This window comes from Streptococcus halitosis, assembly GCF_023147855.1.
Lineage (GTDB): Bacteria > Bacillota > Bacilli > Lactobacillales > Streptococcaceae > Streptococcus > Streptococcus halitosis_B.
Map to the genome: position 1 here is coordinate 215469 of NZ_JAHXOP010000002.1, position 24816 is coordinate 240284.

The window sequence follows — 24816 nt, forward strand, 5'->3', positions numbered from 1 at the left end:
TTCATTATACTCCTTCCCTATCTCCAAATCAAAAAACATCTCCATGTATTTAAAAGGAGATGCTTAACTGTTTGTGATGAATGCCTAAGTCGTATAAATCGTCGATGCGGTCACAATGGTGTGCCATTGGTTAGCTGTAGTTGCTGCGAAATCCTTGTCTGCGTAAAAGTCAGTAAATGGCAGAATTTCCACTTCCAGCTCGTCGATGCGGTCAATCTGACCTGCCAGATAAGCCTCGATACGACTTTCTGCTCGCTTGATCCTTTGTAAGAGTCCGCCCATACGGATATCGACCGTATCCAGACCAAAGACCTTGTTTTCCTTCAACCATTGGTGGCTAAAGAGTTTGTGGAAAGTTTCAATCTCACTTCTGAGTTTTGGTAATTCTTCTCTGGCGATTTGCTGCAAGATGACTTTGTCACCGGATTTGTAAGCTTGACGAATGCGTCGTCCTACATCAACCTTACTACTTAAAATAGCATTCAACTGGGCCTGAGTTTCAAAGAGATAGGCGTAGATGCCTGCTTTTCCTTTGATTTCAGAAAGAGTCTCCGCAGCATGCGCAAAGTGAGGTTTGTCCTGTTCAGGTGTCATGTGCTTGTCAAGAATCGGACAGAGAATATCCTGATAAAAGGCATAGCGGTTGGGATTGATCCCGCTGAGATTGTCTGGTAGGTCTGGCAAGAGGTTAGCTAGATCAATCTGCATAAAGTCCTCAACAGAAAGACCTGTATTGGTTTTGAAGTGTGCAGACAAACGGTCTAGGTCATTGCAGTAGCTGAGTTCTGCCCAGATTTGCAAACTTGGTAGGATAGAAAACTGAGCTGTCTCACCGCCATTATCTCCCCAACCAGTCACGATGACTTCTTTGATCTGATTGGCACGACAAGCTTTATTAGCCTCAAGAGCGATGAGACGACTGAAATGGTTGTGAGGCGTAAAACCGATCCATTTCCAAGCCCCGCCTGCAAAGGCGATATCTTGGCTAATCTTGTGGTGATTGCGGAAGTTACGGTTGTATTTTTCTTCGCTATCCTGGTAATAATCCCAGTAAACCAAGGTCACACGGTCTTTGAGACGATCTAGGTAGACACGAGTTTCCTCAGGAATTTCCACATCACGGTCGTACTGCCCATCTGCCGACATGAGTTTAAAGAACATATCGCTCCACATCTGGCAGTGGAAACCATACTTATCGGCGATGTCCAGCACGCGCTCCAAGTGTTGGCACATAAGGAGACTACGGTCCACAACACCGTTCAGAATTAAGTAACGACCTAAACCAACCAAGTGGGCTTCGTCCATCCCGATATTGACCTTGCGAGTCTGAAGTTTAGATAGCGTCGCAAACATGCCGTCAATTAGGTCATAAACTTTTTCTTCGCCAATGAGGAGGATATCTTCTACATCGCGGAGCTCTTGCACTTCCTTAACGCCCCATTTGACAAAGGCCGACAGGTGAGCCAAGGTCTGGATGCAGGGCACAAAGATCATATCAAACTGCTGGGCATGGGCTTCGATTTCCTGCAACTCCTCGGCTGAATAGGCTCCACGGAAGTAACCAAAGTATGGTTGCCCCTCAATCTGGTAGGTATCTTCCATGTAGAGCTCAAAGGTTGAGTAGCCCATGAGAGCCAAGACCTCAATCATCTGCTTAGCAGAAGCCACATTCAAAACTGCATTGCGCGAACAGTCAGCCATGTAGGCCAAATCTTCGTAAGCAGCCTTTTCTTCAATCTCTACCTTATCACCTTCTACTAGAGCTGTTGCCAACAAGGACAAGGCGCGATACAGTTGGTGCAGTTTGCGATAAGTTAGTTGATAGTGACCACCCTCACCCTTGATAGAGATAGAGGCTTGGTCAGACTGAGCGACTGCTACCTCTACATCTGGTAGGGAAATGTGCTTTTTAAGCAACTCTAATGCTTGCGCTTGTTTGGGACTAAGTCCTGTAAATGTTACCATTGATTTTCCTCCTGTAACCAGTTGACAAGGGCACCGTAGAGATTAGCATCTGCATGATAGGTGCAGGCTTGGATGACAGGTGCGACCGTGTATTCTTCGTAGCTTTCGACAAAGTCATCTACAGCCTTCTTGACACCTTTGATAAAATCTGGATTTTGACTGATAGAGCCACCCAGACTGATGACATCTGGATCGATGAGATACTGGATATTGAGCAAGCCTTGCGCCAGATTGCGGTTCATGCGCTCAATAGCTTCTTGGCAAAGGGTATTCCCAGCTGCGGCTTCTTGGTAAATCTTGCGACCGTCCCAGTCAGTCTGACCAGATTCTTCAATCACGTATCGCACCATGTTGCCAGTTGACGCTAATTGCGACCAGTTGTTGAGCTTTTCAGCAGGGGCGAGGGTTGTCATGTAGCCAAACTCACCACCCAGGCCGTGGCGACCTCGGTGAAGTCTGCCATTGATAATCATGGCTCCGCCAATCCCTGTCCCAATCACGACACAGGCTGCATTTTCAAGCTCTGGATGAGCTAGTAATTCACTGAGTCCAACGCAGTTGGCATCATTTTCCAGATGAACAGGAATCTGATAAGAGCTAAGTGCCTCATACCATGAAAAGCCATGGATGTAGGGAACGGCACTGAAGCCATCAATCACACCTGTCTCTTGATCGACCGCACCTGGAACACTCATAGCGATTCCGCTATAATCCTGTTCTGACAAGCGTTGGTCTAGCCAAGCTAGTAAATCGTCCAAGTTTTCTGGTGTTGGGATACTTATCTTATCTAGTATTTTCCCATCAGGAGTCAGACTGGCAAACTTAATCCCAGTCCCTCCGATATCAATCGTTGCAATGGTCATTGTTTTTACCATAAAAAGGGGCGAATCAGCAGTTAGTTTTTACCTTTTCGCCCCTCCTTTCTTTTTATGTTTACTTTTTGAACTTAAATTTCTTCTTTTTTGATGAATTCTGTACGAATCTCTTGCGGTGAAATGAGGCCTCTATGAACTGGATATGGTCGTTCAAGTAGGTCAAGGAAGAGATGTTGACTTTCTGGTACACGTACATTTTCACTACACATATTGTAGTAGCGAAGAACATAACCTTCTTCATTTTCAGCTACCTTAAAGGCTGTTGGACAGATTTGCGGTATGTTGAGAACAGAATGATTCAAGAGGCTACCAGTCGCAGCCACGCTTCCTTCCTGTCTAGCAAGCTGAAGACTAGTAAATGGTGTCTGCAAGGCTTTAGCGCGACGATAGGCTGAGAAGCGTTCTTGGGCTTGGTGGCACTCAAGCGCAAACTCGACTTCAAACTCACGCAAGCATTGTGCTTCTGGTGTTGGGAAGTAACCCCAGTCACCCAACTCACCTGATGCACGCAAAATTGTCACGGCAATGGTGTCGTCTCCAAGGATTTCGTATTCATTCAATCCCTTGTTGGATACAGTCACACCTTTTTCATCGTCATATAGACTGACAAAGGCTTGTTGGTGTTGAGGATTTTCAGGATTTTCCCATGAAGCTGCTGGTTTGTTTGGTCGTGTCACCACTTCATAGATACTTTCAGAATCATTGCTTGAACGCGTGTTATGAGTCTTAACCAAGAGACGGATACGGTGGTCTTTGGCAGTGTTAGTAAAGCGAGTCTTAAAGCGTATTTGTGGATTGTCAACAAAGACAGTCATCTCAGTTTCAAGAGAAATAGTTGTCAACTCTTCTGAACGTCCAGCTTCACGCTTCATAAACTCGATGATACCTCTTTGCTCTTCTTCTAGCTTTTCATCCGCACTGACAGGCACGGTCAATTCATGTTTGAGCAAGATTTTAGCATAGCGAGCTGTGTTTTCCAAAACCTCATAGCCTTTCAGTTCTGCATAGATTGGCTCTGTTCCTTTTGGTTGGAAATAGATATACTCATTTCCGATGTCCCCACGGTCTTCGAAGCGGATAAAATCTTCATAGGCTTCGTGAGTTGTCTTGTCATAAACTGTGATATTGTCATCCACACTCACCGTTACAAATGGTGTATCAATCACCCCGTTTTGGTAAATACCCTCACGGTGTTCTTGTTCTCCTTCAAGCAATTGGAAGGTTGTCCAAGAAAGCGGTGCTAGATGAACAGGAATGGTCACGCGCACTTGGCGAGCGATACGAGCTTGGCGAAACTTGTCTTTTGGTAAATCATACTCAAAATTAGCTCCAAGGTCTTCGATTTTAGCCTCTACAGGACGACCATCCAAGTCCTCCACACGGTAGCTTGGCAAGGTCAAGGCTGCCATCTTCTTATAGCCTTCTGTTGGGTGCAATTCTTTGAAATCACAAGTCGCCACATCAATCACTGTGCTGACCGTATCAACCTTATCATGTAAGCCTGTGTTAATGACAGTAAAGAGATAATCACTTTGTGCCTTAGCTGTAGCGATTTTGCCCTTCCACTCGTTAAGAAGATTGCTCTTAACAAAGTTTCCTACTTGGTTGACCTTGGCAAAACGGGTTTCCATCTCACGGTGAACCTCGTCCACGCTACAGCCACAGATACTGTCATGTGGTGCATTTTGTAGAAGGACTTTCCAAGCATAGGTCAACTGATCCTTATGGTTGTGCCCACCAGTGATGACAGTTAATGGCTCCACCACTTGTTCTAGCAGGTTGCTATTTTCTTGGAAGGCTTGTTTAAGGTAAATCCGTGATGAGGAAGTGTTGGCAAGCGTGTACCAACCATCTGTTTCTTGACTGGTCAACTCACCTGTAACCGTTGATAACTGCTCAGGTAGAGCACTTTCTACTGCACGGACATAGTCATCAAAAGAACTATGAACAAAAGTCACATCTGGGAAGAGTTCATTGGCCACACGAATGGCTTCACTCAGATTTCGCTGTACAGGCTGGTGGTCACAGCCATTCATCATCAACCATTGGTTGGTCGAAGCGTAGTCACGCACGTCTGACAGTTTTTGTTTCCAAAAGGCTAAGGCTTCGTCCTTATCAACTGGGATTTCATTCCCATTACTGTACCAGTTGGCAAAGAGGATACCGATAACACGACTGCCGTCCGCACCCTGCCAGTACATTTCTGAAAACTGAGAAGTGAACTGCTCGTCTTCGAGGACTTGGTTGTCAAATCCAATCGGCTTGACACCACGCCCAAAAGCTGCCACGTGAATGCCTGATTTTTGAAGGATTTGAGGCGCTTGTCCCATATTTCCAAAGGTATCTGGGAAGTAACCAATCTGGGTTGATTTGCCCCATTTTGCACATTCTGCTTGACCAATCAAGGTATTGCGGACGTTAGCTTCACTTGAGATCAAGTAGTCATCCTGCAAGATGTAAAAGGGACCAATTTTGAGTTTACCTTCGTCAATGTAACGTTGGACTTTGTCGCGATTTTCAGGGCGAATTTCCAAATAGTCATCGAGAACAATCGTTTGTCCATCTAAGTGGAAACTCTTGAACTCAGGGTCATTTTCAAAGAGATCAAAGAGATTGTCAAACAATTCCACCAACTGCATACGGTGGCTTTCAAAAGGTAAGTACCACTCACGGTCCCAGTGACTATGTGAGATAATATGTACAACAACATTTTCCATGAAGTAAAACCTCATTCTAACTTAAATTTTTATTTTTAACGTTTTAAATGTGAATTTGTGATTCTGACACGAATCGGTGAAACTAAAGCGAGCTCCTTATACTCAATGAAAATCAAAGAGCAAACTAGGAAGCTAGCTACAGGCTGCCCAAAGCATGGCTTTGAGGTTGTAGATAGAACTGATGAAGTCAGCTCAAAGCACTGTTTTGAGGTTATGGATAGAACTGACGAAGTCAGTAACCATACCTACGGCAAGGTGAAGCCACCGCAGTTTGAAGAGATTTTCGAAGAGTATTAGCGGATATCCAAGTAATCCAAGACCAACTCACAGAACATCATGTTGGCCCAGGAGAACCATTCACGTGAGTAAAGTGTTGGGTCATCTACGTGGAAGCTTTCATGCATGACACCTGTGCCACCATCGCATGCAACCAGCTGATCAAGCAAGAATTTCTTCTCTGCCTTATCTCTTGTTGTCAAGCCCTGGATAGAAAGGGCAATCGGCCAGATATAGCGATAGAAGGTATGAGAACTTCCGAGACCACTAGCGTATTTCCCTTGATAGAAGTATGGATTTTCAGTGCTCAGAATGGTGCGACGTGTGGCTTGATAAACTTCGTCATTAACATCGCAGTAACCCAGATAAGGCGCCGCCAGCAAACTTGGTACGTTTGGATCATCCATGATGCTAGCATTTCCTAAGCCATCCACTTCAAAGGCGTAAATCTTTTCACCCTTGCTGTTAGTTGTGTAGGCGTAATTTTCGATGCCTTCTTGGATTTCAGCTTGCAGGCGTTTAGCGTCTGCCGCGATGTTTTGGCTATCAGCTAGATCCAGTTCTGCAAAGATTTCTTGCACATACCCCAAGACTACTACGGCAAACATATTGGACGGAATCAAATAGCTATACTGACAGCAGTCATCACTTGGACGAAAAGCTGACCAGGTCATGCCTGTCACTGCAAAATCAGGTCCAAAGCCATTATTTACCAGTGTATCTTCCTTGCGGTCTGTATCCCGAACAAAACGATAAGGAGAGTTGTTGTGATCTTGCTCTACCGTCCAGAGATGAAGAATTTCCTTGGTCGCTGCGACAAAAGTCTCATCAAACTGACTGGTCTCGCCAGTCTCTTTCCAGAGGAGATAAGCCAGCTGCAAAGGATAGCAAAGCGAGTCCACCTCGTACTTGCGTTCCCAAATCCAGCCATTAAGGTCTGTGTGGTCAGTCTCGTGGTGGCCCTTCCAGTTCTCCTCAATATTAAAGGAATTGGCATAAGGATCCTTCAGAATCAGGGTCATCTGACGTTTAACCAAACCTGCAATGGTCTGACGCAAGAGAGGATCTTTTTTAGCCACATGAAGATATGGTCTGAGTTGAGCTGTCGAATCCCGAAGCCACATGGCAGGAATATCCCCTGTGAGTACAAAAGTTGACCCATCTTCTAGAATCTCGACCGTATTGTCCAAGGTGTCTGTATAGCAACGCTCAAAGACATCCACCCATTCCGGATGATCCTTGGCCCGCTCCGCTACTTCGTCCAGCCATTCTCTAACAATTTCTTTCGAATAAATCATCGTGCAGTTTCCTCTTTCAAACAAGTTTCATGTTCAGTATATAGTTTTTGAGACAGAAAATACATACACAAATGATAGTCATTTTTCTACAAAATTGCTAACTTTTGAACGCCATATCTAAAGGCCCTCTTTTTCTGATATAATGTAGAAAAACAGCTAAAGGAAAGACTATGAAACCACTACTTGAAACCATCGATACCCGCTTTGGGACTGCTAGCAAGCATGCCTTTTCTCGGGGAAATACCCTGCCTTACACAGGCGTTCCTTTTGGGATGAATTATTTTGTACCCCAGACCAGCGACCAGGATGGAGCTTGGTTTTTCGATCCGCATCTACCCATTTTTCAGGGGATTCGCTTAACCCACCAGCCCAGCCCTTGGATTGGGGACTACTCTTGGCTCCTCCTGACGCCTGTCGCAGGTCAGCTTGGAGGAGACAGTCTCTTTCACCGCCAGTCTTCTTACGATGTAGATAAAGCTTGCTTCCAGCCTCACTATTTGAAACTCTTTTCTCTGCGCTATCAGATTGAAACCCAGCTCACACCGACTTGCTATGGCGCTTCTATTCGTTTGGGGCAAAAGCAAGGCAAGGCCCTATCCCTCTATCTTCACACAGCAGATGACTTGACAGTCAAGCAAGTAGATAAGCGAACGCTTGCCCTGAGACAAGAAGGAAAAACTGAGACCAATAAAAATCCGCTGATACTCTTCACTGCCCTACAAATGAATACGGATATTCTTGCTATCAGCCAAGAAAGCGGAGACTTGCGAATTGACCTCGCTGATAGTCATGCCGAGATTCAGCTAGGGACTTCTTTCATCTCCCCTTCTCAAGCGCTATTTAATCTACCTCAAACGGACTTTGATAGCTGTAAAGCAAATGCCCAAGCAGACTGGGAAAATCTCCTCCACCGTTTTGATATCGTGGAGACAGGAGAAGCTGACCGAACCTTCTTTGACCACTGCCTCTACAGACTCTTCCTCTTCCCACAAACTTTTTATGAGGTGAATGAGTCAGGGCAGGCCATCCACATGGATCTGGCTACTGGTACTGTCAAGCCTGGTGTTCTCTTTAGCAACAATGGCTTCTGGGATACCTTCCGCACTACCTTCCCCCTCTTTGCTCTTATCATACCGGAACACTATCACCGCTTTTTGGAAGGTTTTCTCAATAGCTACCGCGATACTGGATTCCTTCCAAAATGGCTGGCCCCAGATGAACGTGGCATGATGCCTGGTACCCTTTTAGACGGCATTATCGCAGATAGCGCCTGCAAGGAAATGGCCCCCGACTTGGAAGAAGAGCTCCTCCAAGCTATGCTGGAGACAGCCACCAAGTCCGATTCTCTTGGCATCAACGGTCGTCACGGTTTAGCTCAATACCAAGAATTGGGTTATCTCTCTACCAAACACCACGAAAGTGTCAGCCACACCCTTGACTATGCCTATAGTGACTTTTGTATCGCCAGCTGTGCCGAAAAGCTTGGTCAGAATGACATCGCCCAGACTTATAAGGTCGCATCGCAGAATTACCGCCATCTCTTTGACGCTGAGACAGGCTATATGCGTGCGCGTGATAGCCAAGGAAACTTCCGCCCTGACTTTTCCCCTTATAGTTGGGGACGTAACTACGCCGAATGCTCTGCCATTCAAGCGACTTTAGGCATCTTACATGACATCCCAGGTTTGCGTCAACTGATGGGTGGAAAAGAAACCTTTAGCCACTACCTTTTGAAAGTCTGTCAGGATGCTCCTCTATTTGAAACAACTGGCTATGGTTACGAGATTCATGAAATGAGCGAGATGGCTACAGCTCCTTTTGGGCAAATCGCCATTTCCAATCAACCTAGTTTCCACATTCCCTATCTCTTCCATTACAGTAACTATCCTGAATACACTAGCCTTCTCATCAAGACGCTGCGTCAGAAGGCCTTCAAACCAAGCTGGGATGCCTACCCTGGAGACGAGGACAATGGCAGCCTCTCTGCCTGGTATATCTGGTCAGCTCTTGGATTCTACCCGACCTGTCCAGGAAAACCAAACTATGACCTCGGAATTCCCCTCTTTAATCATCTCCGTCTCTACCTAGCTAAAGAAAATAAATGGTTGGATATCCATGCTGAACAAAACCACAGCCATTTTAACTTTGTCAAAGAGTGTCGATTGGACAAGACCCCTGTATCTAGCATTCAACACCAAGACCTCTTGAAAGCTGAGCAACTGACCTTCACCCTCAGCTGGCTACCAAATCACTCCTAACCAAAAGAACCTTTGCATAATGCAAAGGCTCTTCTTTTATGAAACTTGGACCTGAAGCTGGTCAACCAGCTGCCCATCTACCGTCAGATTTAGATAAAAATCTAAGTTTTTATCGCCTGCAAAATACAAGGTTGGTAGCGTTAGCTTTTTTTCAGTCTCGCCAACTTGAAACGCAAGGACTTGAATCTCGTCCCGATAGGCGACACCATGCACACCCGTCCCTGGTTGAATCGAAATCTTAGCTTCCAAAGGTCTGCTAGATTCTATGCGCTTCACTGTAAAGTGGACATTTTCTCCCTTGGTCACAGCCAGACTTTTTTCTGAGAACTCTAGTTGCTGAACGACTTCTTTTCTCGACAAGGTAGGTGTTTTATAGAGTGAAATTTTGGTCAACAAAGGCAAAGCCTGTGCCTCTGTAATGGTCACGCGTATCTTCTGCGCCTCAACGACTGATCCTCGTAAGAGACGTTTGTAGCCAACAGTATAACCAGAGCCAAACTCCTGCCAGACGCCATCCAACTCTACCTGAACATGAAAAGCGGCGATGCGTTGCCCCAGCTTCAAATCTTCTCTCAGCTCGATCACATCAAAAGTTTTAGGTGATCCTAAATCGAGCTCTAATTGGACTGGCAACTCTGCATCACTTGCCCATGAACTAGTTTCCAGTCCATCTGTCAGATGATGACAGGCAAAGTCTGGTGATAGAGCAGGGCCGTATACCTTGGTTCCCAAGGCCAAATCTTCTTTATAAAGCTCGTCACGGTAGGCAGCAAATTCATAGAGACGCTGGATATCCTTTTCGTCAAAGAGTCCATCTTGGTTTGGCGGAATATTGAGTAAGAGAGGTGTACCCCGACCCACCGAGTGAAAGTAGATTTCGACCAATTCCTCGAGAGACTTGGGGTCCTGATCCTCATGGTAAAACCAGCTCGGCCGAAGAGAAACATCTGCCTCACCGATTGAAAATAGCGTCCCTGAGGGGTCTCCGTGCTGTAGATAATCTAATTCCGCCTCTGTCCCCAACTGGTCTGACTTGACTTTTTGCCACAAAGGATCCCCTGCATAGCCTCGTTCATTTCCAATCCAGCGAATACTGGTCCCTTCAGTTGAGAAAATCAAACAATCGCCCTGCAAGTCACGAATGGTTTCAAACCAGGTCTCAAACTCATAGTTGACCTTCTGGGCCCCTTCGCCTCGAGCACCATCCATCCAAACCTCAGTGAACTTACCGACATTCCCATAGGCAGGATTTGACAAAATTTCCTTCAATTGAGCCAGATAGTAGGCATTGTAGTCCGCTTCTCGGTCCACGTGATAGAGGGGACTATGAGCATCCCAAGGAGACAAATACACTCCCATGTCCATGTCAAACTCAGTTACAGCTTTGGAAACCTCAAGGAGCAAGTCCCCCTTTCCATCCCTCCAAGGACTAGCCTTGATCGAATAATCTGTATGTGCTGTCGGGTAGAGCACAAAACCATCATGGTGCTTAACCACCAAAATCAGTTTTTTAAAACCCGTTTCTTTGAGCACTCGAACCCATTCACGCGCATCCAACTTGGTCGGGTTAAAACGCTTGGGATCCTCTTGCCCACTTCCCCATTCCTGGTCATAAAAGGTATTGGGACCAAAATGGATAAAGGCAGCTAGTTCATCCTCTAAATAATCCAGCTGGGCCTGGCTTGGTAATGGTCCATGCGGTTTTATTTTCGTCATCATCTCACATCTCTTTCTCTTGTTCACAAAGTTATCCACAACTTGTGGATAAGAAAACATGCCTAAAAACTAGTTTTTTCAGTCTCTAGCTCACCTGTCACCTTAAACATACCTTTGTCAAATAGCTCTGTACTAGGGTTTCTGCTAGCTCTCTAGCAAGTTACTAATGTACGGAACTATTATCAGGATGCTTCATCGCCCTGGATTATATATCATTTCCCCCTAGACTTATCCACAGACTGTGAATAAACTATTGTTCCAGACTGCTCTCTCTTTGACTATAACAAAAAGCGATAGCAGCGTCAATATGACTAAGATGCCTTCCTAAATCCCCTGAAAAGATTCTATAATTTGTACAATCGTAGCTTTTGCATTCGTCAGCTAGTGAGAATCAGTCAGTAGAAAATGACCTCTTTATCACATTGCGAACAGCACAGCTGTAGTACTATAGCGCCCACAACCTACTCAGATAATCGTTTCTAGCAAAAAATCCCGCAGATTTGCGGGATTCTCTCTTGCATCAATGCGCCAACATTTCTTGGGCGATTTCTTGACCAGATAGGTTATCTGGGTAGTAGGTTGGCCAGTTATCCATCTCTTCAAAGAGGGCTTCTTGGCTGGTACCTCCAAAGAAGATATGGAAATGTTCTGCCTTAACTGGGGCGATATTGTGGTCACTAAACTGAACATACTTGAACTGTCCAGCGTCCGCATCCGTCGCTTCAAAGAGGAAGCGCACGCCACGATTGCCTTTCTTATAAGTCAAGATTTTCTTGCCGACATACTTGTAGGTGAATTTCTTGCTTTGGCCACCTTGAACAAATTCCATAGTGTTGTCCGTGATGTTGATTTTGGTCACATCTGTCTGATAGCCTTTTCTATAGTAGGCCTTGTACTCATCTTTGGTCATCTTGCCAGTCAACTTAGCCTTGTAGTCAAAGACTTGATCAAAGGTCCCATCTTCAAGGAAAGGATAAACTGACTGCCAGTTACCAGCATAGTCACTTAAGGTGCGGTCCTTGACATCTGCATCCTCAAAGTACCCATTTTGAACTGTCTTGGTATTTTCTTCCTTCTCTGGCTCGATTTCTGGTCCTTCTTGGTCTGTTGTTTGTTTCAAAGCCTTGAGGTTTTTCTCCATGATAGAGATGTAATTTTCTCCCGCCTTGGTTGCTTCTTCTGTCAGACTTTCTAGCGGATTGAGCACGTCTAGTTTGACACCTGTTTCTTTTGAGAGTGTATTGGCTAGGGCTTGTGAGGCATTTTCTTCAAAGTAGATATAGGCAATTTTATTTTTCTTGACGTACTCTGTCAATTCTGCCAGACGAGCAGCTGATGGCTCTGCATCTGGAGAGAGACCTGAGATGGATACTTGCTTGAGACCGTAGTCCAAGGCAAGGTAGTTAAAGGCAGCGTGCTGGGTCACAAAGCTCTTTTGTTTAGCTTGAGACAAGCCATCTGCGTAGGCCTTGTCCAAGGCTTGCAATTTTTCGATATAGGCAGCCGCATTCTTCTCAAAAGTCTCTTTTTTATCAGGATAATCTGCTGACAAGCTGTCACGGATATGTTCTACTAGTTTAATGGCACGAACTGGTGATAACCAAACATGGGGATCGTAGTCGTGATGGTGACCTTCACCACCATGATCATGCCCTTCCTCTTCTTCTTCACCACCTGGCAAGAGGAGCATATCACCTGTCGCCTTGATGGTTTTCACTTTTTTCTTATCCAAAGTATCTAGCAATTTAGGAACCCAAGTTTCCATATTTTCATTTTCATAGACAAAGGTATCTGCGTCTTGGATTTTGGCAACTGCCTTGGCAGACGGTTCGTATTCGTGAGGTTCTGTACCAGCACCAATTAGAAGTTCTACATTAGCAGTATCTCCTGCGACTTGCTTGGTAAATTCGTAGACAGGGTAAAAGGTTGTCACGATATTGAGTTTCCCATCTGCCTGCTTTTGATTGGAACAAGCCACTAAAAACAGGGCACATAGACTAGCTAGTAGTAAGCTAATTTTTTTCATTTCATTCTCCTATTTGATAAAACGTTTCAGTAGACTGACTAACAAAAAGACAGCTACAAAGATAATGGTGATGCTCGCGCTAGCAGGGGTTTCTGCATAGTAGGAAATATAAAGTCCTGCCACCATTCCCAAAAAGCCTATAGCGCTGGCTAGTAACATAACGGATTTGAAGTTTTTCCCCAGACGAAGGGCAATACTAGCTGGCAAGACCATAATGGTCGACACCAAAAGGGCTCCTGCTGCTGGAATCATAAGGGCAATGGCCACCCCTGTCACCATGTTAAAGAGGATAGACATGGTCCGCACTGGAAGCCCATCTACAAAAGCCGTGTCCTCATCAAAAGTCAGGATATACATTGGTCGCAAGAATAAGAAAGTCAAGAGTAAAACGACTGTAGCAATGGCAAAGAGGAAAATCACCTGCTCCTGGCTAATGGTCACAATCGAACCAAAGAGATATTGGTCCAAACTCATGGAACTCGAACTTTTCCCCTTACTCATCACGATAAGGGAGACTGCAAGCCCTGTAGACATGAGGATGGCAGTTCCTATTTCCATAAAGTTCTTATAGACTGTCCGGAGATACTCTAGAAAGACCGCAGCGATCAAGACGATAGCAATGGTTGAAATAGTTGGAGAAATCCCCAAAACCAGACCAAAGGCTACTCCTGATAGAGAAACGTGACTGAGGGTATCGCTCATGAGACTCTGACGACGTAAGATAAGGAAGATCCCAAGAACTGGAGAAAAGAGACTCATGGCAATGACCGCCAAGAAGGCACGCTGCATAAAGTCATAGGATAACAAACTAAGCATGTTCCACCTCCTGGTCGCTTTCGTGAACGTTGAAACAACGCCATGGCGAATCTTGATTGCGCACTAGATGAATATTGCGATCCGCATAGTCCTTGACCTCCTCAGGGTCATGGGTAATCATCAAAACGGCCTTGCCATGATGGTGGGCACTATGGTGCATGAGTTCGTAAAATTCATTTTTGCTTCCAGCATCCATCCCTGTCGTCGGCTCATCCAAGACAAAGATATCTGGGTCAGAAGCAAACATCCTTGCAATAACTGCTCGTTGCTTTTGCCCTCCCGAGAGGGAACCAATTCGTTTGTCACGGTGTTCCCACATACCAACCGAGTCTAGACTGACCTTGATATGCTCCTCATCATGGGCATTCAAGCGACGGAACCAGCCCTTTCGCGGATAACGACCCGACTTGACAAATTCATAAACTGTACTTGGAAAGCCAGCATTAAAACTGGCTATCTGCTGGGGAAGATAGGCTATCCTTAGCTTTTTTCCATGAGTATTTGTCTTTGAGATGGTTACCTTGCCAAATCTCGGCTGCAAGATGCCTAGACTTGCCTTGATCAGCGTCGTCTTGGCAGCTCCATTTTCACCAGTCAGGGTGACAAACTCCCCACTATCAACACTGTAGTTGATGTGCTCGAGGACAGGTTCTTTGTCATAATAGAAAGACAAGTCCTCTACTGTAATATACCGCATTATTTGATTTCTCCTACTAAAGCAGTTAAAAACCGCTGGATAACTTCTTGTTCATCTGAAGTAAACTGACTTGCCACTTGTTCATAGGCTAAGAGCGTGTGTTCATGATGATGGTGGTGTTCCTCTGCCACTGGTCGAGCTAGCTCTGTCAGTTGGTAAAAAATCACACGCGCATCTTTTGGATCTCTGGATGTCTCTAACATGCCCTCTTTGACCAAAGATTTGATAGCCTTGGTCACTGCCGCCTGACTGACATTAAGGCGACGGGCCAACTCCGAGTTGGTTAGGGATTCTTCTGACAAGAGCATGAGGATGTGTTCCTGAGTATTGGTCAAGGCAACGTCACTCGTGCAATGCCCGATCAGAATTTCATGCTGGTTCTCAGATCTCAAGATCACCTCGTTTAAAAAGTTATCGATTTCCTGTGCAAGCTGTCTCATGTGTTACTCCTTCCCTAGCTATCTTTTCCATAAAAAACTTAGATAGCCACCGATTCTTTACTGGTTAATTATATCATAAACCAAAAAAGAGTCAAGGGAAAAAGGCGTAAAAACGTTTCCCTAGACTCTTCTAGATGTGAAATTTAACCTATTTTAGCTTTGGTTTTCTGCTCGATAAGATACCTGCCAGACCAGCTACCATTCCCATCAAGAGTAAGAAGATGGATTGTTCACTTCCTGTATTTGGGAGAGCTTTTTCTGAGACAACTGCCTTCTTGCTAAATTGACCTGCCACCTCATAAGTAAGTGGTACATTCGTAGTCGCATCGCTAGCAGCTGTATTCGTTTGAGGTGTTTCTACTGGCAGACTAAAGTTTTTAGAATCCACAGAAATCGTCCGTGAGTTCGGATTGATCTTTTCATACTGAGTCAAATCAGCTGTTTTCAGATACTCTTCAAAGGCCGCATCCATAGAAGGACCCTCTTCTCGCGCACCACCTAACATCGTGTAGCCATCGCCACCTGCAGCTAGGAAATCATTGGTTGCAAGATAGTAGGTTTTTGCGAGGTCTAGGAGATCATAACGACCAGTTGTACGGTTTTTGACCTGGATGGCCAAGACACGTTTACCTGATGGTAGGTTGGTATCATAGTAGACCTTCACACCTGAAACTTGCAAGAAGCCACCACTTGGTTCTAGCAATGGTTGTCCGTTCTCATCCAAGACCTTCTTGCCATCCTTATCGACCTGCAAGATAGATCCGAGTGATTTTTCAAACATATCTAAGACTTGTTGCCCCGTCACTTGGATTTGTGAGATGGTATTCCCAAATGGAAGAACGGCAATGACATTTCCTTTAGTGATTGGTTTGCCTTTTGCAATGGTTTCACGCAGGCCACCACCATTTGTCACAGCGATGTCTGTCGGATGGCTAAATCCTGTTTGACCATACTGATAGAGGGAGTCTGCTACGACGTTTCCGAGGTTGGTTTCACGAACTCGAACATTTTCACGATCACCGTTGAGCTCTACAGGGCTGTTTGAGACGACTTCAACAGCATTTTCAGCGTCGTATTTTTGTTTAATATCTTTGACTAGTTTTTCAACTGTAGGATTAGCTGGTAATTTTTTAGCATCAGCAGCTGCAATCAACGTAGGATTGCCCAAAAGCTGACGTGATTTGTAGATAACTTTCCCAACATTATGAAGGTAACTTCCTGTTTGGTTATAGGTAACATTGTCGCCATAAGTTGTGGAAGCTACTGTATGAGAATGCCCATCAATAACTGTCACACGTTTGTCTTTGAGACGAGGATTTTTAGAGAGAGCTTCTGCCAAGGTTGAACCACGCCATTCGACTGGAGTTGTAGTATCTACACCCAAGTGAGCGAGCACAACATAGTGTTTGTAGTCCTTACCTTCTGCACGAGCCTTGGCTTGAACTTCTTCGATGACCTTATTGACTTCAGAGATTGGATCTGTAAAAGTTACCCCTTTAATGTTTTTAGGGTGAGTTTTGGTAGCTGTTTCAGGTGTTGTCACGCCGATTACAACAAACTCATCACCTTCCACAGTCTTATCTTTATCAACGATTGTAGAAGCTTCAAAGAGACGAGCACCATTGACGTAGGTATTTGAACTAAGTAATGGGAATTTCAAGATTTCCTTGTATTTTTTAACTTCATCAAGACCAAAGTCAAACTCATGGTTTCCTACTGCCATGGCATCATACTGCATCTGATTGAGAATTTCAGCACGCGCTTCACCCTTAGTAGAGTTGGAAATCGGCAAACCTTGGAAAGCGTCTCCCGCGTCAACAACCAGAGTATTTTGATTTGATTTCACACGCTCCTGCTCAATGACAGTCGCTAACTTGGCATCTCCAATTACTCCCTTTTCCTCTACAATACGACCATGAACATCATTGGTGTGTAAAATAACGGTGTCCTTTTCTTCGCTTTTAGTAGATTCAACAGGAACTGCCGGAGCTTCTGCAGATGCAACGGTTGCCGGAGTCGCTACCTCATTTGTTGGAGTTGCTGGCGCTGCAGGGTTCAACACAGAAGTAGGAGTCTCCGATGTGGCAGGAGTCGCTACAACAGCTGAACTTTCTGCAGGAGTTGTTGCTTCTTCAGCATAGACTTGTCCAGCTAAAAAGGCTGGGGCTAATAGAGCTGTCGATAAGACAGGTAACGTCGATAAGACAGGTAACAAAGAACGTTTATTCATTTTGAAATCCTTTTCTTTTCTTTTTTCCTTTATATTATACGATATTTCTAGAAAATTTGAAACTTTTGACTTATTTTCATCTAAAACATTCGCTATTTAAACAAAAAAAGCTTGGGTTCAAATCCCAAACTTTTATCTGATTTTATTGGAAATCTTTGATGTTCCCATCATAGCTTGCCCAGTCCTCACTAAAGAAGCGGTCATTCATCTTGTAGTCTGGAGCTGGTTTTAGATCCGTCAAGAAGGGATTGGCAACCTTATCAAAAGCCAACCAACCCAACCAACCTATATGAATGGTATCCTTAACAAAATAAGGGTCCCCTCCATTTTTTGAAAAGTCGGCAATATTGGTGAATCCCTGACTTTCTAGCTGGTAACGAATTTTTTCCACAGCATGCTGGTACATCTCTTCGCTAAGGCCTGTGTATTCCATCCATTTCTTATTGACCGGTTGAATGACAAAGAGCACATTGACCTTCGATTTTGCAAATTGATTGAGTACCAACTGTAGATCATTGTACTCCGTTGACTTGAGGAAGCTGTAATTCTTTTGAGACCCCTCCCATTTTTTTAGATCTTTTTTCACCCGAGTATTATAAAACTGATTTTCCATCCCCATATCGTTATTGGTCGTATTTGCCTCTGCATCCTTACGAGCGATTTTCTCCAACTCATCATACGAAAACTGATCTGGAAGATCTTTTAAATAATTTTCCACATGTTCCTTGTATTTGAGTTTTCCTCGAATAGAAAATTGTCCAAAGAGAGAGGATTGTTTTTCGTTGAATCGTGCAAAGATATCAATAGTAGCTCGATCAATCTCTGACAATTCCTCGCCCTTCGATAGCTTTTGAACAATTCCTTTTAATGCAACATTAGGATTCTGCTTTAACAAACGAATAGCCGCATGCTGAGTCGCAGTATCACCAGATTGATTTTCCAAAAAAGCTGTCAACTGGTCACTGTTAAAAAAACTCTGGAAAGCCGCTGGGTCAGAATCCGTCTTTGTAAACCACTGGGGTGAAATCACAAATACTGCCTGATTATTCTCTATTTCCGGCAAGATTTGTTGTAATCCAAAATATTGGATGAGAGAGGTTGCTCCTGCTTGACCTAGAAAATAAGGACGATAGGGACGATTGTATTTTTCCGCTAAAACAGCAGGATGCATACTGTCAAATCGAACCCATTCACTTGACCCTAGAAAAGGGATAAAACGCATATTTGGATCCGTAAGGGCCCTCACTTTTTGGCTTCTCTCTTTAAAGCTCTCTGTACTAACAGAAGCCGCCGAGTACTTCTCCTCCGTCAGATTATGGCTTGTTGTACTTGGATAAAAAAAGATGAGTAGAAAAACCAAAAAACCAGCAACGAAGATAGGCCCGAAGATCAGCCACAAGCGTTTAAGCATTCTTTAACTCCGTGATACCTGCTACGATTTTATTAGCCGTATTCCAGTCATCACGACCAAACTCCGTCACTGGAACACGAATGTCAAAACGGTTTTCAATCTCAACAATCAATTCAACCGTTCCCATGCTATCCAAGACACCGGCATCAAAAAGATCTTCATCCATCATGTCAGAAACATCTTCCATAAACAACTCATCAATAATTTCAATAACTTCTGATTTGATATCCATTTTTTATATCCTTTTATTTTTTAAACCATAAATCATTCAAAAATCCAGAAAAGATTAAGAATGAAACCATCACGACATGGAAGGTGACAACCATGCCAAGCAACTGAATCCAGCGATTCTCAGGTAAGGAACCCTTTCCAGCTTTTTTCCGTTCTTTATTGAGCGCTTTTTTCTTACGAACCCAAGCGTCATTGATGACTAGCCCAATCCCATGAAAAAGTCCATAGGCGATGTAATACCAAGTCACACCATGCCAAAAGCCCATAATCAGCATATTAAGGATATAAGCTACACTTGAGGTCACATTGCGATTTTTAAAAATCTTCTTTCTGGTCATGACCATCACCATCCGCATAAAGACAAAGTCACGAAACCAGAAAGACAGACTCATGTGCCAGCGATTCCAAAACTCTTTTAAATCCCTTGACAAAAAGGGCTTGTTAAAGTTGATGGGACTATGAATCCCCATCAAATTGGAGATGGCTAAGGCAAACATAGAGTAGCCCGCAAAGTCAAAGAACAAGTCTAGACCAAAGGTATACATAACTGCAAGAGCATAATGGTTAAAGAAACCACCTGTCTGCAAGGCCAAATTTTTCAGCGGAGGCAGTAATATCTCTCCTAAAACATGGGCCAAGATAAACTTGTAGAGGAAGCCAAGCATGATATACTTGACAGCCTCTTCTAGCATATCCATCAGCTCATCCCGCTCAGGAATGGTCTCGTAATTTTCATTGAAGCGTTTAAAACGATCAATGGGACCACTCGAGAAAGTCGGCATAAAGAGAAGAAAACGTAAGAATTGCCAGATCGTTAAATCCTTGATGACACCGTCTCTCAGTTCAACGATAATCCCAACTGCACGAAAGGTCAAGTAAGAAATCCCTAAAAATCCAAACAAAGATTGAGATCCATGAATAGCAGGAGATACTTTCACAAAGATGATTGGCAATAGAGATAAAAAGCTAACCAGGTAAAATATCCATTTACTATCCCGTTGTTTCCTGTACCTTTTGTAGAAAGATACAAGCAGCACTTGCCAGATAACATAAAGGATAAGAGCGCTTATTTGATTCGTCTTTCCACCGACCAACATGGTCACGATAAAGAAGAGACTAACAAGCACCTCATACAAGGCAAAACGCTTCTTGAAAAAAAGACCGATAAAGATAGGTAAAGTCGCAACAATTACGTATAAAAAGTACTGAAGATCACCATAAGGTTCCAAATGAGGTAGCTGTTTATAAAGCTCCATCATCTACTGTTTACCTCGTTAATCAAGCCCTTGATATCAATTTTACCATTAGGCGTTAGTGGTAAACTGTCTCGATAGAGAAACTTAGATGGCATCATATAGGACATCATGATATCTGCTAAATCTTCCTTAATAGCCTTGGTAATATCGATATCGCGTTCAAACTGTTCACGAACACCGTCCTTTAGGATAACATAGGCCAGCAGATTTTGTACCTTGTGGTCTTTGTTATAACGTGGAACAGCCACAGCCGACTCAATAAAGCGAGACTTGTTGAGGTTTTGAGAGACATCTTCAAGCTCAATGCGATAGCCATTAAACTTAATTTGGAAATCCATGCGTCCACCATAGAGAAGCAAGCCCTCATCTGTCATAGTTCCTACATCCCCTGTGTGGTAGGCCGGAAGACCTTCGAACTCAAAGAAAGCTTCTGCTGTTTTTTCAGGATTATTCATATAACCTTTTGAAACAGCTGGTCCAGAAACAATGATTTCTCCCTGTTCACCATTTGGCAGTTTCTTACCTTCTTCATCAATGACAAAGGTTGGAGAATCCGCCTTGGTATAGCCGATTGGCAGGCGTTTGAGAGTCTTCAACATCTCGTCTGTTACAGCAACTGCTGACAAAGCTACTGTCGCTTCTGTTGGACCGTAGGCATTGATAATACGAGCATTTGGGAACCGCTCACGTAGTTTTTGAGCTGTTTTAACCGTTAATTCTTCACCATCAAAGTAGAAATGCGTGATCCCTGGCATTTTCTCGCTGTTAAAGTCTTCTGACAACATGGCCATATCTGCAAAGGACGGTGTTGATGTCCAGATAGCGATTGGCAATGAAAAAATCGTCGCAAAGAGTTTTTTGAAGTCCTGAGTAATGGCTGAAGGAAGAGCGAAAAGCGTACCACCTAGTGCCAAGGTCGGCGCCCAGTACATGACAGATAGGTCAAAAGAATAAGGGGGCTGAGCCAGCATTTGTGGACGACTTGGCGTCGCAAATTCCTTATCTGTAATCATCCAGTTGGTAAAACTGAGGAGATTGTCATGGGAAATCTGCACCCCCTTAGGCTTACCGGTCGTACCAGAAGTAAAGATGATGTAGTAATTATCATCTCCCTTGACTGGATGCGTCATCTCATAGCTATCCCCTTGAGCAAAGGCTTCTTGAACCTGAGCTAAAGTCATCATTGGCGTAGAGACTTGCTCCAATGGAAAATCTGAGATAGCAATAATCAAACTTGGCTCTGCAACTTCTACGATAGCAGAAACTCGTTCCAAGGCCGAATGGCTGTCAATTGGAATGTAGGCATGACCTGACTTAGTCAGTGCTACAAAGGTAGCCAACATCTCATATTCCTGACCACCAAAAACGACGACTGGTGATTTCTCAGGCAAGCCAAGTCGATCGATAGTTGCAGCTAAACTATCTGAATCAGCCTTCAGATCACCATAAGTATGCTCTTGACCTAAAACATTATAGACAGGATATGTTGGCTGTGTTTGAGCAAAGTGCTCAATCGTTTCAATCATATCTTTTATCGGTTTATTAGACACTGTTCCTTTTCTCCTTTAAACTAGAACTCATTATAAATAAAGCCACCTTGTCCCTGCCCAAGGTAACTAAAAAAATAAAGCAGGCCAAGCAAGATTACAAAATATAGGGCCGTTCGGCCTAAGAATATATGTAGATTTCGTTGTTTTTTCATAAGCTATCCATTAATATATCATTTCTATCGGCTACAAATACGCACTATTAGTAACTTATCTTCCTAACATTTTACCACTTTATCAACCTTTTTTTCAACTGTTTACCATAACTTAAAAGTTCGTTTTAGGTTATTTTAAGATAAATTAAAATGTTAACAGTAAATGTGAACAAAAATTTCCATTTCTATAAATCTCCTATACCAGTCATCACAAATTAAACAGTTTAAAAATTGACAGCAAACACACGGCTCCCCCTTTGGGCATTTTTATGCTAAAATAGAAGGTATGGATAAGATTATTAAAACTATATCAGAAAGCGGAGCCTTTCGTGCTTTTGTCCTTGACAGCACAGAAACCGTCCGCACTGCTCAGGAAAAACATCAAACTCAAGCCAGTTCAACTGTTGCACTTGGTCGCACCCTTATCGCCAGCCAGATTCTCGCAGCCAATGAAAAAGGAAATACCAAGATTACTGTAAAAGTTCTTGGAACGAGCTCTCTCGGTGCCATCATCACGGTCGCAGATACAAAGGGCAACGTCAAAGGCTATGTGCAAAATCCCGGTGTAGATATCAAAAAAACTGCAACTGGTGAAGTTCTAGTCGGACCTTTTGTCGGCAATGGTCAATTTCTCGTTATCACAGACTATGGTACTGGAAATCCTTACAACTCTATGACTCCTCTCATCTCTGGAGAAATCGGTGAAGACCTGGCCTTTTATCTGACTGAAAGCCAACAAACCCCTTCAGCAGTCGGCCTCAATGTCCTTTTGGACGAGGAAGACAAGGTCAAGGTTGCTGGTGGCTTTTTGCTCCAAGTATTACCAAATGCCAAAGAGGAAGAAATCGCACGTTTTGAAAAACGAATCCAAGAGATGCCAGCTATCTCAACCCTTCTGGAAAGCGATGACCATATCGAAGCCCTCCTCAAGGCTATCTACGGTGACGAATCCTACAAACGACTTTCCGAAGAAGAAATCCGTTTCCAATGTGACTGCAGTAAAGAACGCTTCATGGATGCTCTTGCCAGCCTTCCAAGCTCAGACTTAGAGGAAATGAAAGAGGAAGACCACGGGGCCGAAATCACTTGTCAATTCTGCCAAACGACTTATAACTTTGATGAAAACGACCTGGAGGAACTCATTCGTGACAAATCTTAATACACCTTTTATGATTGGCAATGTTGAGATTCCCAATCGTACTGTTTTAGCACCCATGGCTGGTGTCACCAACTCAGCCTTTCGTACCATCGCAAAAGAGCTCGGGGCTGGACTCGTTGTCATGGAAATGGTCTCTGACAAGGGAATCCAATACAACAATGAAAAAACCTTGCATATGCTTCACATCGATGAAGGCGAAAATCCCGTTTCTATCCAACTCTTTGGTAGCGATGAAGACAGCCTCGCACGCGCAGCAGAATTCATCCAAGAAAACACCAAGACCGATATCGTCGATATCAACATGGGCTGCCCTGTCAACAAAATCGTAAAAAACGAAGCTGGCGCTATGTGGCTCAAGGACCCAGACAAGATCTACTCTATCATCAACAAGGTCCAATCTGTCCTTGATATCCCCCTCACCGTCAAAATGCGTACAGGCTGGTCTGATCCATCCCTAGCCGTGGAGAATGCCCTGGCAGCTGAGGCTGCAGGTGTCTCTGCCCTCGCTATGCACGGCCGTACCCGCGAACAAATGTATACTGGTCACGCTGACCTTGAGACCCTTCATGATGTCGCTCAGGCCCTAACCAAGATTCCATTTATCGCCAACGGTGACATCCGTACAGTTCAAGATGCTAAACAGCGTATCGAAGAAGTCGGTGCTGACGCAGTTATGATTGGCCGAGCAGCCATGGGAAATCCCTACCTCTTCAATCAAATCAACCACTACTTTGAAACAGGAGAAATCCTTCCTGATTTGACCTTTGAAGATAAGATGAAAATCGCCTATGAACACTTAAAACGCTTGATTAGCCTCAAAGGAGAAAAAATTGCAGTCCGTGAATTCCGTGGCCTCGCTCCTCACTACCTTCGTGGTACATCTGGCGCAGCCAAACTTCGTGGAGCTATTTCACAAGCTAGCACTCTTGCAGAAATTGAGGCCCTCTTGCAACTAGACAAAGCATAGTCCCACATCTACAACTCAAAAAAACGGCAAAGCTCAAAAATGAGTCTTGCCGTTTTTTATATGTTTTCATCTTGTAAATCTAATTGCTTCACTCTAGCTATATAATAGGACATAATCAAAAACAAATTGAGGCTGACAATCCATATAGACCATTCATGAAGAAAATGCATCAATACAGCCAAGCTGATTGCGCCCACTATGAAACTTCCCACAACAATCCCATAATTTAAGGCCTGACGACGGTATTCTTGGATATTTCCTTCTCTTCTAGCAATGCGATACAAAGCGGTCAACATCTTTCGGTAATTTCCAGACGTCATAAAAATGACATAGGGATGATCTTCAATCAAACTGCCCGTAAATGTTAACATCATCATTCCTGTTCCAAAAGCGATGCAAGGAACTTCTATTAGAGGAAATCGTGAAAAGAAAGGTAGAATAAGAGTTCCAATAAATAAAGGGAGCAGCATCTTAACCCGCCAGTAGGCCGTTTTGCGGTATTCTTTCATGTGCAATGCAAACAGAAATCCTAGAGAAAAGAAAATAATGGAGCAGAATCGTAGCATCGTATTGGTAACATTTGAGTCGTGCCAATCAGATATCAGTAGGAGAATATTCCCTGTCTGTGTCGCTACCAAACTATGGTATTGAATATGGCAAAACACATCCAAAGAACCACCTACAAATCCAAGAAATACTCCCATCAGTCGTGTGTTTTGAGGTAAGATTAGTTTATCCGCCATGTATTATCACTCGTTTTCCTTTGATTTTTTTAT

19 protein-coding genes are annotated in these 24816 nt (G+C 43.9%); 3 read left to right on the top strand and 16 right to left on the bottom strand.

Translation table 11 applies throughout. The annotated features are described in order from the left end of the window. Positions 1-84: 84 nt before the first annotated feature. From KZX55_RS05510 to KZX55_RS05525, 4 genes are all read right to left on the bottom strand, one after another. Positions 85-1965 carry a beta-N-acetylhexosaminidase gene (locus tag KZX55_RS05510; RefSeq protein WP_045617886.1) on the bottom strand — a complete coding sequence of 627 codons (1881 nt, stop codon included), beginning with the start codon at positions 1963-1965 and terminating at the stop codon, positions 85-87. Continuing rightward, positions 1959-2828, bottom strand: coding sequence for an ROK family protein (locus tag KZX55_RS05515; RefSeq protein WP_045617887.1), 870 nt, complete (start codon positions 2826-2828; stop codon positions 1959-1961). The genes KZX55_RS05510 and KZX55_RS05515 overlap by 7 nt, the downstream gene beginning before the upstream one ends. An 83-nt stretch (positions 2829-2911) precedes the next feature. Further along, on the bottom strand, positions 2912-5557 hold the full coding sequence (locus tag KZX55_RS05520) for an alpha-mannosidase (RefSeq protein WP_045617888.1): 2646 nt from the start codon (positions 5555-5557) through the stop codon (positions 2912-2914). Between the two features lie 293 nt (positions 5558-5850). Beyond that, on the bottom strand, positions 5851-7131 hold the full coding sequence (locus KZX55_RS05525; RefSeq protein ID WP_248025489.1) for a glycoside hydrolase family 125 protein: 1281 nt from the start codon (positions 7129-7131) through the stop codon (positions 5851-5853). 170 nt (positions 7132-7301) lie between these two features. Here KZX55_RS05525 and KZX55_RS05530 point away from each other — a divergent pair, with 170 nt between their 5' ends. Beyond that, positions 7302-9389 (top strand): GH92 family glycosyl hydrolase, encoded by a 2088-nt coding sequence (locus KZX55_RS05530; RefSeq protein WP_248025494.1) that lies wholly within the window; start codon positions 7302-7304, stop codon positions 9387-9389. A gap of 36 nt (positions 9390-9425) precedes the next feature. Here the strand turns inward: KZX55_RS05530 and KZX55_RS05535 are convergent, their stop codons facing one another. The 11 genes from KZX55_RS05535 to KZX55_RS05585 all read right to left on the bottom strand — a co-directional run bounded on the left by KZX55_RS05535 (position 9426) and on the right by KZX55_RS05585 (position 21914). After that, on the bottom strand, positions 9426-11105 hold the full coding sequence (locus KZX55_RS05535) for an alpha-L-fucosidase (protein ID WP_248025689.1): 1680 nt from the start codon (positions 11103-11105) through the stop codon (positions 9426-9428). Between the two features lie 520 nt (positions 11106-11625). Continuing rightward, entirely contained in the window at positions 11626-13131 is a 1506-nt protein-coding gene (adcA, locus tag KZX55_RS05540) for a zinc ABC transporter substrate-binding protein AdcA (protein WP_248025499.1), read from the bottom strand. Between the two features lie 9 nt (positions 13132-13140). Beyond that, positions 13141-13947, bottom strand: coding sequence for a metal ABC transporter permease (locus KZX55_RS05545; RefSeq protein WP_248025502.1), 807 nt, complete (start codon positions 13945-13947; stop codon positions 13141-13143). Further along, on the bottom strand, positions 13940-14644 hold the full coding sequence (locus KZX55_RS05550; RefSeq protein WP_212576587.1) for a metal ABC transporter ATP-binding protein: 705 nt from the start codon (positions 14642-14644) through the stop codon (positions 13940-13942). Before KZX55_RS05550 ends, KZX55_RS05545 begins: the two co-directional genes overlap by 8 nt. Beyond that, the gene (adcR, locus tag KZX55_RS05555) at positions 14644-15084 is read right to left on the bottom strand and encodes a zinc-dependent MarR family transcriptional regulator (protein ID WP_248025508.1); all 441 of its coding nucleotides are present in this window, start codon (positions 15082-15084) and stop codon (positions 14644-14646) included. The genes KZX55_RS05550 and adcR overlap by 1 nt, the downstream gene beginning before the upstream one ends. 148 nt (positions 15085-15232) lie before the next feature. Then, positions 15233-17314: a cell surface ecto-5'-nucleotidase Nt5e gene (gene nt5e, locus KZX55_RS05560; RefSeq protein WP_248025511.1), complete on the bottom strand. Its 2082-nt coding sequence runs from the start codon at positions 17312-17314 to the stop codon at positions 15233-15235. Positions 17315-17456: 142 nt separating this feature from the next. After that, a complete protein-coding gene (gene dltD / locus KZX55_RS05565) occupies positions 17457-18725 on the bottom strand; it encodes a D-alanyl-lipoteichoic acid biosynthesis protein DltD (RefSeq protein WP_248025515.1) in 1269 nt (422 codons plus the stop codon). After that, positions 18718-18957 carry a D-alanine--poly(phosphoribitol) ligase subunit DltC gene (gene dltC, locus KZX55_RS05570; protein ID WP_000351968.1) on the bottom strand — a complete coding sequence of 80 codons (240 nt, stop codon included), beginning with the start codon at positions 18955-18957 and terminating at the stop codon, positions 18718-18720. The genes dltD and dltC overlap by 8 nt, the downstream gene beginning before the upstream one ends. Before the next feature lie 13 nt (positions 18958-18970). Next, positions 18971-20215, bottom strand: a complete 1245-nt coding sequence (dltB, locus tag KZX55_RS05575) for a D-alanyl-lipoteichoic acid biosynthesis protein DltB (RefSeq protein WP_248025521.1) — start codon at positions 20213-20215, stop codon at positions 18971-18973. Then, the gene (gene dltA / locus KZX55_RS05580) at positions 20212-21762 is read right to left on the bottom strand and encodes a D-alanine--poly(phosphoribitol) ligase subunit DltA (protein ID WP_248025531.1); all 1551 of its coding nucleotides are present in this window, start codon (positions 21760-21762) and stop codon (positions 20212-20214) included. The genes dltB and dltA overlap by 4 nt, the downstream gene beginning before the upstream one ends. Positions 21763-21782: 20 nt before the next feature. After that, positions 21783-21914, bottom strand: a complete 132-nt coding sequence (locus KZX55_RS05585) for a teichoic acid D-Ala incorporation-associated protein DltX (protein ID WP_029692964.1) — start codon at positions 21912-21914, stop codon at positions 21783-21785. Positions 21915-22200: 286 nt separating this feature from the next. Between KZX55_RS05585 and hslO the strand changes: the two genes are divergently transcribed. Together hslO and dusB are read left to right on the top strand one after the other, a co-directional pair. Then, positions 22201-23073, top strand: coding sequence for an Hsp33 family molecular chaperone HslO (hslO, locus tag KZX55_RS05590; protein WP_248025533.1), 873 nt, complete (start codon positions 22201-22203; stop codon positions 23071-23073). Beyond that, the gene (gene dusB, locus KZX55_RS05595) at positions 23060-24040 is read left to right on the top strand and encodes a tRNA dihydrouridine synthase DusB (protein ID WP_000183314.1); all 981 of its coding nucleotides are present in this window, start codon (positions 23060-23062) and stop codon (positions 24038-24040) included. Before hslO ends, dusB begins: the two co-directional genes overlap by 14 nt. 56 nt (positions 24041-24096) lie before the next feature. On the opposite strand, the gene KZX55_RS05600 is transcribed toward dusB, so the two are convergent. Beyond that, positions 24097-24783, bottom strand: coding sequence for a YoaK family protein (locus tag KZX55_RS05600; RefSeq protein ID WP_248025538.1), 687 nt, complete (start codon positions 24781-24783; stop codon positions 24097-24099). Between the last annotated feature and the right edge of the window lie 33 nt (positions 24784-24816).